The organism is Neorhizobium alkalisoli (assembly GCF_002968635.1).
Taxonomy (GTDB): domain Bacteria; phylum Pseudomonadota; class Alphaproteobacteria; order Rhizobiales; family Rhizobiaceae; genus Neorhizobium; species Neorhizobium alkalisoli.
The window spans coordinates 528,445-540,695 of sequence record NZ_PVBN01000002.1; the positions used below are offsets into that span (position 1 = coordinate 528,445).

Consider the following 12,251-nt stretch of genomic DNA (forward strand, 5'->3'; position numbering starts at 1 on the left):
AGATCAGACACTGATGAACGCCAGCCATTCATCTTCGTCCATGACCTGAACGCCGAGCTCCCTCGCCTTGTCGAGCTTGGAGCCGGCGCCCGGGCCTGCGACGACGAAATCGGTTTTCTTGGAAACAGACCCTGCCACCTTGGCACCGAGACCTTCAGCTCTCGCCTTGGCCTCGTCCCGGGTGAATTTTTCGAGTGCTCCGGTAAAGACGACAGTCTTTCCGGCGACGGGGCTTCCGCTTGCAGCAATTTGCTCGGCTGCCTGCGGCGTCACCTCCTCGAGGAGACGCGCTATCACCTCGACATTGCGCGGCTCCTTGAAAAACTCCACAATGGCGCGAGCGACCACTTCGCCTATGCCCTCGATATTGTTGAGATCATCCCAGGCCTCGCCGGAGAAATTCTGCGCTTCCCTCATGGCGGCTTCGAAGGCCTCATAAGTGCCATAGGCGCGCGCCAGCAGCTTCGCCGTCGTCTCGCCGACATGGCGGATGCCGAGCGCGTAGATGAAGCGGTGAAGGGCAATATTGCGGCGTTCGTCGATCGCGTCGAAGAGCTTCTTTACGCTCACCTTGCCGAAGCCCTCGATGTTCTCAAGCTTGGCAAGCGGCGAAGCTTCCTGCCTTTTCTGCAGCGTGAAGATTTCGGGAGCGGTGCGGATCTGCAGCGCCGGGTCTTCACTCTCGAAGAAAAAGTCGATCTGCTTTGCGCCCAGGCCTTCGATGTCGAAGGAGTTGCGGGCAACGAAATGTTTCAGATGCTCGACCGCCTGCGCCCGACAGACGAAACCGCCGGTGCAGCGGGTGACCGAATCGAGCTTGCCGGTCTTTTCGTTGCGCTCGCGCACCGCATGACTGCCGCAGACAGGACACTTCCTCGGGAACTCGTAAGGCACTGCATCGGAGGAGCGTTTCTCCATAACGACATCGAGAACCTGAGGAATCACGTCGCCCGCCCGCTGCACGATGACCGTGTCGCCGATGCGGATGTCATGTTCGTCCTCGCGGATGCGCTCGCCGGAATTGCCTATGCCCTTGATATAGTCCTCGTTGTGCAGCGTCGCATTGGTGACCACGACACCGCCGACGGTAACCGGCGTCAGGCGCGCAACCGGCGTCAGCGCCCCGGTGCGGCCGACCTGAATGTCGATCTTTTCCACCTTGGTGAAAGCCTGCTCGGCCGGGAACTTGTGCGCCGTCGCCCAGCGCGGGCTGCGCGAGCGGAAACCGAGGCGAGCCTGCAGGTCGAGCCGGTCGACCTTGTAGACCACGCCATCGATCTCGTAGTCGAGGTCCGGCCGCTTCAGGCCGATGTCGGTGTAGTGCGCAATGATGTCTTCTACGGATTTCAGCCGTTTCATCAGTGGGTTGACCGGAAAACCCCAATCTCTGAACTTTTCCACCATGCCCATCTGGCTATCGGCGGGCATTTCCGACATTTCGCCCCAGGCGTAAGCGAAGAATTTCAGATTGCGGCTCGCCGTCACCTTGGCGTCCAGCTGGCGCAGCGATCCGGCAGCCGTGTTGCGCGGATTGACGTAGGTCTGCTTGCCTTCCGCGGCCATCTTCTCGTTGAGCGCGAGGAATTCGCTCTTCGTCATGTAGACCTCGCCCCGCACCTCGACGACATCAGGCGCGCCAACCGGCAGGCGGTTCGGGATTTCCTTGATGGTCTTGATGTTCTCTGTGACGTTCTCACCTGTCGTGCCGTCGCCGCGGGTGGCGGCATTCACCAGTCTGCCCTGCTCATAACGGATCGACATGGAGAGCCCGTCGATCTTCGGCTCGGCGGTGAAAGCGATCGATCCATCCGGAAGCTGGCCCAGGAACCGATAGACGGAGTTGATGAAATCCCGCACGTCGTCGTCGGAAAACGTGTTGTCGAGCGACAGCATCGGCCGGGAATGGGTGATCGGCGCAAAGGTCGGCAAAGGAGCCGCACCAACCCGGATCGACGGGCTATCGGCGCGGATGAGCTGCGGAAACTGCCTCTCGATCGCGTCGTTGCGCCGTTTCAGCGCGTCGTATTCAGCGTCCGAAATCTGTGGCGCGTCATGGCCATGGTAGAGCTCGTCATTGCGGGCGATCTCGGCCGCCAGATAAGCGAGCTCGGCTGCGGCCTGTTCTTCGGTCAGGTTCTCGACGGGCATCTGTTCGACGGGCATGGCAACGGCTCCTCGGGTATCGCGGAGTCGTTTTTGTAGAGCAATTTTTGCCGATGGGAAGAGACGAGATCAGCCGTTCCCGGCCAGCAGGCGCTTCGCCGCTGCGCGCGCCTCGTCGGTCACCGAAGCGCCAGCGAGCATACGCGCGATTTCTTCGGTCCGATGTTCGGGCTCCATGGTGGCAACGCGGGTGGCGATCTTTTCGGAACCTTCGCCCGCCGGCCCCTTGGAGATAAGAAGATGCGTCGCGGCACGAGCGGCAACCTGCGGCGCGTGGGTGACGGAGAGCACCTGCACCTTGTCGGAGAGCCGCTTGAGGCGTTGACCGATCGCATCCGCGACCGCGCCGCCGACGCCCGTGTCGATTTCGTCGAAAACCAGCGTCGGGGCAGAACCCCGGTCCGCCAGCGCCACTTTCAGGGCCAGAAGAAAGCGGGAAAGCTCGCCACCAGAGGCAACCTTCATGATCGGCCCGGGTCGCGTGCCGGGGTTCGTCTGGACGTGGAATTCCACCGTATCGATGCCCTCGGCGGTCGCCGCATCGGGATCGCTCGTCACGTCGACCATGAAGCGGGCTCGTTCGAGCTTTAGCGCGGGCAGTTCGGCCATGACCGCTTCTGCCAGGGCCTCGGCACCGTGCCGGCGCTTTTCTGAGAGACCGGCAGCCGCCCGGTCATATTCGTTCTTTGCCGCCGCCGCGAGCTTCTCCAGTTCAGCGAGCTTCTCTTCGCCCGCATCGAGGTCGGCAAGATCGGCCACCATCTTTTCGGCCAGTGCCGGCAGGTCAACCACCGCGACCGAATACTTGCGGCCAGCGGCGCGAAGCGCAAAAAGCCGCTCTTCGACGCGCTCCAGCTCCCGTGGATCGAACTCCGTCTTGCGCAGAGCAGCCTCCACTTCCATCTGCGCATTCGAAAGATGGTTCAACGCCTGGTCGAGGAGTTCGACGGTTTCTTCGAGAAGGCCCGGCGCCTCATGGCTCTTGCGCTCCAGGCGACGGACCAGTGAAGCGATTGGCGGCACCGGCGATGCATTGCCGTTCAGGAACTCCGAGGCTTCCGAAATGTCGCCGGCAATGCGCTCGGCCTTCTGCATCCGGGAGCGCTGTTCGGCGAGCTCATCCTCTTCGCCGTCGCGCGGCGCCAGTGCCTCGAGTTCCTCGACGGACGCCCGGATATAGTCGGCCTCCCTCGCGGCAGCCTCCACCTTGGCACGATGGGTCCTGAATGCCCGCTCCGCGTCCCGCCAGGAGCGATAGAGGCCGGAAATGTGCTGCACCTCGTCCGTCAGCCCGACAAAGGCATCGAGCAGTGTGCGGTGAATATCCGTATCGATCAGCGCACGATCGTCATGCTGGCCGTGGATCTCGACGAGCAACTGACCAGCCTGGCGCATGAGCTGCACGCTCACCGGTTGGTCGTTGATCGAGGCGCGCGTGCGGCCGTCGGCCGATTGGACGCGCCGGAAGATCAGGTCGCCATCGTCATCGATGCCATTTTCGCGCAGGAGCTGGCGGGCGTCGTGGTTGCCGGCCACATCGAAGACCGCGGTAACCTGACCCTTCTCTTCGCCATGCCGAACCAGGCCGCCATCGCCGCGACCCCCGAGCGCAAGCGAAAGACTGTCAAGGAGGATAGACTTGCCCGCACCCGTTTCGCCGGTCAACACAGAGAGGCCGGTCTCGAAGGCAAGATCCAGCCGCTCGATCAGAACGATATCCCGAATCGATAACTGGCTCAGCATGTTTCCTCGATACCGCGCCTTATCTTAAGCGCCGATGAGCTTGGCTCCGGCACGTGAAATCCACGAGCCCCGGTTCTCGCGAGGCTCTACACCACCGCTCTGCAGCAGCTTGTAGGAATCCGCGTACCACTGGCTATCCGGATAATTGCGTCCGAGAACAGCCGCCGCAGTCTGGGCTTCTTCCACGATGCCCATCGCATAGTAGGCTTCGGCGAGTCGCGCCAGTGCCTCTTCCACCTGATTGGTGTTCGAATACTGTTCCACGACATTCCGGAAGCGCCGCACCGCCGCAAGATATTCCTTGCGTTCCAGGTAGTAACGGCCGATCTGCATTTCCTTGCCGGCCAGCTGGTCGCGCGCAAACCGGATCTTGGCCTGGGCGTCCTCGACATATTCCGAGTTCGGATAGTCCTTCACGACCTTGTTCATCGCTTCGATCGTGCGGTTGGCGGCGCGCTGATCCTGCGTTACGTCAGCGACCTGCTTCGAATAGGAAAGGCCGATGAGGTACTGCACATATGCCGAATCCTCCGACTGCGGATACTGATTCATATAGCGGTTGCCTGCCGCGATCGCCTCGTCGTTGCGGCCGAGACGATATTTCGTGAAGGTGCTCATGACCAGCGCCTTGCGGCCCCATTCCGTGAACGGGTTCTGCTTGTCGATGGCGTCGAATTTCCGCGAAGCTTCCGACAGATTGCCCGCCTTCATGTTGGCGAGCCCCTGATTATAGAGGGTCTCCGGCGGGTCGGTCTCCATGCCGAGCTTGGTAATGTCGATATCTCGGTCCGATTGGCAGGCGGTGATGCCAAACCCGGCGCCGATAAGCACCAGCGAGACAAGCGCTGATCTTGCCATCTTACGCATTCCAACAGACCTTACATGATTCATTCGACAGTTCCTGATCGTCCCGCGCACAAACGCCCTGCCCCGAGCAAGCCGTTCTAGCCATAAAAGCAAAGGGAGAGCAACGCAATGCTGCGGCATTAATGCATTTTTGTGGCATCGATGCCAGCATCGGCATCCTCCCAAAAGAAAAGGCCGCTTCCGAAGAAGCGGCCAAGTCGACTGGATCAGATTTATCTCAGGCGGACCAGGGTGCCATTTCCGGCATGCTGACCGGTACGAACTCACCTGCCCGCAGACGCGCCGTGCGCGAGGACGGAGCCTCGACCACTTCGTAAGCCGTCGGATCGCTCATCAGCGCCTTCAGCGCATTGGCATTCATCTTGTGACCGCCGCGATAGGAACGGTAGCAGCCGATAAACTGGGCACCGGCCAATGCCAGATCCCCAACGGCGTCCAGCGTCTTGTGACGGACGAACTCGTCCTCGTAGCGGAGGCCTTCGACATTGACGATCGTGTCGTCGTCGGAGATCACGACAGAATTTTCGAGCGAGGAACCAAGCGCATAACCGGCCGCCCAGAGCCGTTCCACATCACGCATGAAGCCGAAGGTACGTGCGCGCGAAAGCTCCTGCTTGAAGGTAGCAGCCGTCAGGTCGCCCTTCCAGGTCTGGCGACCGATGAGTGGCGAGGAAAAATCAATCTCGACTTCGAAGCGCGTGCCGTCGTAGGGGCGAAACTCAGCCCAGGAAGCACCGGAATCGATACGCACCGGCTTCAAGACGCGGATGTAGCGCCGCTTGACGCCCTGATTGACGAGGCCGACCTGCTCGATCGCTTCAATGAACGGCAAGGAGCTACCGTCCATGATCGGCATCTCGCCACCGTCCACTTCGACAACGACGTTGTCGATACCAAGCGCGTAGAGCGCTGCCATCACATGCTCGATCGTGGCAACCCACTTTGCCGGCGAACTGCCGAGAACGGTGCAGAGATCGGTCGGACCTACATGAGAGGAAACGGCACGATATTCGACAGAGTTGCCATCATCGAAAATACGGCTGAAGACTACGCCTGTACCCGCTTCCGCAGGCTGGAACGTAATACCGACGGGGGCTCCAGAATGAACGCCGGTACCCTTGAGGCTCACCGGGGCGGCGATGGTGGTCTGGAAACCGAGCAATCCGATGGTCATTCCTGCTGCCTTCTCTTCGCCGGATCCGCAAAGCAACGGAATCCGAAATTCTTAGCGCCTTTTAAGCCGATCGCCTGAATCGGCGGGTCTTTTCGGCGTCTCTTCAGCATCCTTCATACGCAGCCATCCGGAACATTCCAAATCACTGTTCGTTTCGGATTGTTACGTTGCTAACTCTAAGTCCTGATTGAGAAAACGGGGAAAGCCCGGATCTGTGATCCGGGCTCTCTTCACGTTTGATGACTGCCGTTAAATCAGTTCGACTGGCGGCGGAGGAAGGCCGGGATTTCCAGCTGATCTTCCTCATGATGAGCCTGCGGAACGGCGCGGCCGTGATCGTCGAGATTGCCGCGACGCGGAGCGTAGAGGCTTGCCTCTGGCGAAAGCGGACGACGCTGCTGGGAAGCTTGAGCAGGTGCCGGCGCGGTCATGTCGGCATTGACCGGCTCTTCTTCCTCGCGGCGGCCAAGCGAATTGGTGATCCGCTTCAAAAGGCCCATCGGACCCCGCTCCTCCTGTACGTGCTGTACCGGCTGAGAGCGACGATCCATCTCAGCCTTCACCACCGGCGGAAAATCTTCCACCTTCGGCATGCGCACAGGCTCCAGGACCGGCGACATCGACGGAGCAACCGGCTCGTGATGCTGCGGCTGCGCCATGCGCGGTGCAGGCTGGCTCATCTGAGGAGCCTGCGGCTGGATGTGAGCCTGGGTTGGGGCAGGCTGCGGGACCGGCGCAGGACGGCTGACGACTGGAGCCGGAGCTTCGACCGGAGCGGCACCGAAGATGCGGCTCTGCGGGCGGAATTCCTCCTGCGGCGGCTGCATCACCGGCTGAGGTGCCGGGGCGACGCGCTGGGGTTCGGCGATTGCGAGTTCGCGCTCCATTTCGGCTTCGGCCATGCGGATGGTCTCGGCGATCGGATCGAAAGCCGGCTTCGGGGCCGGAGCCGCCTGCATGACCGGAGCGGGAGCCGGCTGAGCAAAGGTCGAAGCTGCCGGAACCGCAGCCGACGGCCGCACGATCGGCTTGGCAGCAGCGCGCATTTCCGCGGCGCGGATATCGATCGAAGCTGCGCCGCGATCGATGCCGGTCGCAACGACCGACACGCGGATGAGGCCTTCCAGCGCTTCGTCGAACGTCGCACCAAGAATGATATTGGCGTCCGGATCGACTTCCTCGCGGATACGGGTAGCGGCTTCGTCCACTTCGAAGAGCGTCAGGTCGCGGCCACCGGTGATCGAGATCAAGAGGCCCTGGGCGCCCTTCATCGAGGTCTCGTCGAGGAGCGGGTTGGCGATTGCCGCTTCCGCAGCCTGCATGGCACGGCCAGGACCCGAAGCTTCGCCGGTGCCCATCATCGCGCGGCCCATTTCGCGCATCACCGAGCGGACGTCGGCGAAGTCGAGATTGATGAGGCCTTCCTTGACCATGAGGTCCGTGATGCAGGCGACACCCGAATAGAGAACCTGGTCGGCCATGGCGAAGGCGTCCGCGAAGGTCGTCTTGTCGTTGGCGATGCGGAAGAGGTTCTGGTTCGGAATGACGATCAACGTGTCGACCGACTTCTGAAGTTCCTGGATGCCCGATTCGGCAAGCCGCATGCGGCGCTGGCCTTCGAAGTGGAACGGCTTGGTGACCACGCCGACCGTCAGGATGCCCTTGGAACGGGCAGCCTGCGCGACGACCGGAGCTGCTCCCGTGCCGGTGCCACCGCCCATGCCGGCGGTCACGAAGCACATGTGAGTACCGTTCAGATGATCGACGATCTCGTCGAGGCATTCTTCGGCGGCGGCGCGGCCGACTTCCGGCTGAGAGCCTGCACCGAGACCTTCGGTAACCCGGGCACCCATCTGGATGATCCGTTCGGCTTTCGTCATGGTCAGCGCCTGGGCGTCGGTATTGGCGACGACGAAGTCGACGCCCTCCAGCCCAGCCGTGATCATGTTGTTGACGGCGTTGCCGCCGCCGCCACCCACGCCGAACACGGTAATCCGAGGCTTCAGCTCGGTGATGTCAGGCTTTTGCAGCTTGATGGTCATTGCACCAGTTCCTTCTCTCTCAGGCCGCATCGCCGCCGGCCAATTCATTCCAACTCTTCTCTGATCCAGCCGGCAAAAGCCGCTGCATCAAAAACTTTCTTTCAGCCATTGGCCGACGCGGGCCAGCCGGCCGTTTCCGCTGCCAAGCGAGGCGATCAGCCTGCTTTGCGAAGCGTGTGTTTCCATGTCCGCGACCTGCGGATAGATCATCAATCCGACCGCAGTCGAAAATGCCGGTCCCTTGGCTGCCGCAGGCAGACCTGAGACTCCCATCGGGCGACCGATACGGACGTTACGCGCCAGGATGCGGCGGGCCGTTTCCGAAAGGCCCGTCAGCTGGCTCGCTCCGCCTGTAAGCACGACGCGCTTACCGACGATCGGGCTGAACCCGGACTTCTGTATGCGGTCGCGGATGAGTTCCAACGTCTCCTCGATCCGGGCCCGAACGATGCGGGTGACGAGGGAACGCGGCACCTGGGTCGGCTGATCACGATCGTCCTCGCCAATCGGCGGAACGGAGATCACGTCGCGTTCGTCGCCGCCGTTCGCCAGCGCCGAGCCATGAACCACCTTCATGCGCTCCGCATCCTCGATCCGGGTCGAAAGGCCGCGTGCGAGGTCGGTGGTGACGTGATGACCACCGAGGCTGATCGCGTCCGTATGCACGAGCTTGCCTTCAGCAAAGACCGAAATCGTCGTGGTGCCGCCGCCCATGTCGATAGCCGCGCAGCCGAGTTCCACTTCGTCATCGACGAGGGCAGCAAGGCCGCTGGCGTAGGGAGTGGCGACAATGCCCTCCACGGAAAGATGCGCGCGGTTGATGCACAGTTCGAGGTTCTTGAGGGTTGCGCGCTCTGCAGCAACCACGTGCATGTCGACACCCAGTTCATCGCCGAACATCGCGAGGGGATCGCGAATGCCGCGCTCGCCGTCCAGCGAGAAGCCCGTCGGCAAGGAGTGGAGAATAGCGCGGTCCTGACGCAGGGATTGCTGGCTGGCCGCAAACAGAACCTTCTTGAGGTCCGCAGCCTCTACTTCCTGGCCGCCCAGATCGATTGTGGCGGTATAGACGTCGCTGGCCAACCGCCCGGAGGAGACGTTGACGATAAGGCTGTCCACGGTGAGACCGGCCATGCGCTCGGCAGCGTCGACCGCAAGCCGGACGACGCTTTCCGCCGCATCGAGATCAGCGATCACCCCGGACTTCACTCCGCGCGAACGCTGATGGCCGATGCCGATGATCTCGATATTGTGCGTGCGGCCAGGCAATACCTGGCTTTCCTGACGCGGGGTCAGCCGGGCGATCATGCAGACCACCTTAGTGGAACCGATATCCAGGACTGAAACGACATGCGAACGCTTGGAAGACAGTGGCTTCATGCGCGGCAACCCAAAGTGCGAGGAACCAAAAACGCTCACAACTGCTCTCCCTGCTTCTTCAGGGTCTTTGCCCGCGCCTCCAGGGCCTCCTTGCGGCGCTCCGTAGCGCCGGAAGTCAACTGGACGGTGGTGCGGTCTTCAAGGCGCAGATCGACAGCCGCGACATCGCGCTCCAGCACACCTTGCTCTTTTTCAAGGCGGGCAAGCACCGCGAGTGCCTTGCCGACATTGGCTTCCGGCAGTTTCAGCACAACACCATTGTCGAGATGCAGATCCCAGCGACGGCTTGCGACGCGGACATAGGCCTTGACCCGGCTTCTCAGCTCCGGCCAGGCAGACATTTCGCCTTCGAACGAGGCGGCGGCGGCCTCCGCGTCACGACCGACAAAGAGCGGAAGCGACGCGAACTTGTTGTCGCGCAATGGCGCGATGATGCTGCCGTTCTTCTCGATCAGGGAAAGCTCGGAACCATGCTGCCAGATACCGAAAGCCTGGCGCTCCTGGAGCATAACCTCGATCGTCTTCGGGTAGACCTTGCGGACTTCGGCATACCGGACCCAGGGAAGCTCGGAAAGCTTGCGGCGCGCCGCATCGACATCGAGAGCGACGAGCGAAGTCGTACCATCAAGGCCGAGAAGCTGAAGGATGTCGATTTCCGAGGTCTGGTCGTTGCCGGAAACACGAACGTCCTCGATGGCAAAACCTGCGGCAGCCGTCGTCGCCTGGGCAACAGTCTGCGTGTGACCACCAAGGGACATGCCGTAGAGGCCGACCACGGCGAAGAAGCCGAAAGTCGCAATGGTCCCGGTATGCTCTGGAATATGAATGCGGCCAGTCGCAAGGCTGACACAGAAACGTACGGCGCGGCGTAACGGCCGCGGCAGCACACGCCGCTCCTCCGCACCCAGATAAAATCCCTGAGAACGGCCCCGCGGTCCATCCGCTCTTTTGCCGATCAACGCAAGCACGAAGCGTCCTCCACCATCCAACGGACGAGTTCACCAAACGAGTGGCCGGCATGTGCGGCCATTTCGGGCACCAGCGATGTCGGAGTCATGCCTGGCTGCGTATTGATCTCGAGCCAGATAACCTCGCCATTCTCGGAGAAGCGGTCGTCGTAGCGGAAGTCCGAACGACTGACGCCCCGGCAGCCCATCGCCTGATGCGCCTTAAGAGCTAATGTTTGAATCTTTTGGTAAACATTCGGTGAAATTTGCGCAGGAATGACGTGCTTTGAACCACCAGCTGCGTATTTTGCATCGTAGTCATAGAAGGCGTTGCCTGTCGGAACCACTTCCGTCACGCCGAGAGCCACATCACCCATGACGCCGCAGGTCAGTTCCCGGCCATAGATGTAACGTTCCACAAGAACGCGGTCGCCATACCGCCATTCGGGCGATCCGATCACCTGCGGCGGATGAGACTGATTCTCCTGAACGATCACGACACCGAAGGACGATCCCTCTTTTACCGGCTTCACGACGTAGGGCGGCGCGATCGGATGCACACCACCCACCTCGAACCGGCTCATGACCTTGGCTTCCGCAACCGGAATGCCGGCTGCCTTGGCGACATGCTTTGCCTGATGCTTGTCCATCGAAAGCGCCGAAGCGAGAACGCCGGAATGGGTGTAGGGAATTTCCAGATATTCCAGGATGCCCTGGATCGTACCATCCTCGCCGAATGGCCCATGCAACGCATTGAAAGCCACGTCCGGCTTGAGCTCCGAGAGAACGGCGGCGACATCCCGGCCAACATCGACGCGCGTGACGCGATAACCTTCGGACTCGAGAGCGTCAGCACAGGCATTGCCCGAGGACAGGCTGACAGGCCGCTCGGAGGAAAAACCTCCCATCAGAACAGCCACATGCTTGTCACTCATCAATCACTCCCGAAAAAAGGACTTCACGCTACGTTGCGGCGCTTGCGCCAACCTTGTTCGCCAGCGATTCCCACCACACCCAAGGCACGCCTATATTAGTGCCTTAATATGGTTAACAAACCGTTTACTTTCGTTAATGCTCCACTTGAAATCGAAAATTACGCAATAAATTTCAATATGTTGTCCGCAAGTTCTAATTAAGAATATGAAAATAAAAGCGATAGCAAGAGCATGAAAAAAGCCCGCCGGAGGTCGTCCGGCGGGCTGGAAACAGAAGAATCGGACTTACTCAGCTTCCCCGACGGCCTTCCAGGCAATCGCGCCCAATACCGCGCCCAGGATTGGCGCTATCCAGAAAAGCCAGAGCTGTCCAAGCGCCCAATCACCCACAAACAGGGCGACGCCGGTGGAACGCGCCGGATTGACCGAGGTGTTGGTGACGGGGATCGAAACCAGATGAATCAAGGTCAAAGAGAGACCGATCGCCAGCGGCGCAAAGCCGACCGGGAAACGATGGCTGGTAGCGCCCAGAATGATGAACAGGAAGAAGGCCGTCATCACCACCTCCATCACCAGCGCCGAAAGGAGGGAATAGCCGCCGGGCGAATGTTCGCCATAACCGTTGGAGGCAAACCCGCCGAGCTGAAAATCCGCCTTGCCCGAGGCAACCAGATAAAGCACGGCGGCTGCGGCGATCGCTCCCGCTACTTGCGCAATCACATACGGAAGCAGATTGGAGGCAGGGAATCTGCCTGCGACCAGCAGGCCGAAGGATACCGCCGGGTTGAAGTGCCCACCGGAGACGCTGCCGACAGCGTATGCCATGGTGACCACCGTCAGGCCGAACGCCAAAGAAACGCCGAGAAGGCCGATACCGACTTCAGGAAAGGCCGCAGCCAGAACTGCGCTGCCGCATCCACCGAAGACGAGCCAGAACGTGCCGAGAAATTCGGCGAAAAGCTTCTTAAACATCTTGTATCCCCCAAGAGCGACGCCGGCC

At 61.1% G+C, this 12,251-nt stretch carries 9 protein-coding genes; all 9 read right to left on the reverse strand.

Translation table 11 applies throughout. From position 1 onward, the window contains the following. Positions 1-3 precede the first annotated feature (3 nt). The 9 genes from ligA to aqpZ all read right to left on the reverse strand — a co-directional run bounded on the left by ligA (position 4) and on the right by aqpZ (position 12,223). The gene (gene ligA, locus C5L13_RS07085; protein ID WP_105382535.1) at positions 4-2,163 is read right to left on the reverse strand and encodes an NAD-dependent DNA ligase LigA; all 2,160 of its coding nucleotides are present in this window, start codon (positions 2,161-2,163) and stop codon (positions 4-6) included. A 69-nt stretch (positions 2,164-2,232) separates the two neighbouring features. After that, the gene (gene recN, locus C5L13_RS07090) at positions 2,233-3,906 is read right to left on the reverse strand and encodes a DNA repair protein RecN (RefSeq protein WP_105382536.1); all 1,674 of its coding nucleotides are present in this window, start codon (positions 3,904-3,906) and stop codon (positions 2,233-2,235) included. Between the two features lie 24 nt (positions 3,907-3,930). Next, positions 3,931-4,773 (reverse strand): outer membrane protein assembly factor BamD, encoded by an 843-nt coding sequence (locus C5L13_RS07095; RefSeq protein WP_170117219.1) that lies wholly within the window; start codon positions 4,771-4,773, stop codon positions 3,931-3,933. Positions 4,774-4,990: 217 nt separating this feature from the next. Continuing rightward, positions 4,991-5,947, reverse strand: coding sequence for a UDP-3-O-acyl-N-acetylglucosamine deacetylase (lpxC, locus tag C5L13_RS07100; RefSeq protein ID WP_105382538.1), 957 nt, complete (start codon positions 5,945-5,947; stop codon positions 4,991-4,993). A gap of 254 nt (positions 5,948-6,201) precedes the next feature. Then, positions 6,202-7,989, reverse strand: coding sequence for a cell division protein FtsZ (ftsZ, locus tag C5L13_RS07105; protein WP_105382539.1), 1,788 nt, complete (start codon positions 7,987-7,989; stop codon positions 6,202-6,204). Positions 7,990-8,076: 87 nt separating this feature from the next. Next, complete coding sequence (ftsA, locus tag C5L13_RS07110; protein WP_105382540.1) at positions 8,077-9,408, reverse strand: cell division protein FtsA; 1,332 nt, start codon at positions 9,406-9,408, stop codon at positions 8,077-8,079. After that, on the reverse strand, positions 9,405-10,337 hold the full coding sequence (locus C5L13_RS07115; protein WP_170117220.1) for a cell division protein FtsQ/DivIB: 933 nt from the start codon (positions 10,335-10,337) through the stop codon (positions 9,405-9,407). Before C5L13_RS07115 ends, ftsA begins: the two co-directional genes overlap by 4 nt. Next, positions 10,325-11,251: a D-alanine--D-alanine ligase gene (locus C5L13_RS07120; protein WP_105382542.1), complete on the reverse strand. Its 927-nt coding sequence runs from the start codon at positions 11,249-11,251 to the stop codon at positions 10,325-10,327. Before C5L13_RS07120 ends, C5L13_RS07115 begins: the two co-directional genes overlap by 13 nt. 285 nt (positions 11,252-11,536) lie before the next feature. Continuing rightward, positions 11,537-12,223 (reverse strand): aquaporin Z, encoded by a 687-nt coding sequence (gene aqpZ / locus C5L13_RS07125; protein ID WP_105382543.1) that lies wholly within the window; start codon positions 12,221-12,223, stop codon positions 11,537-11,539. Positions 12,224-12,251: the final 28 nt, after the last annotated feature.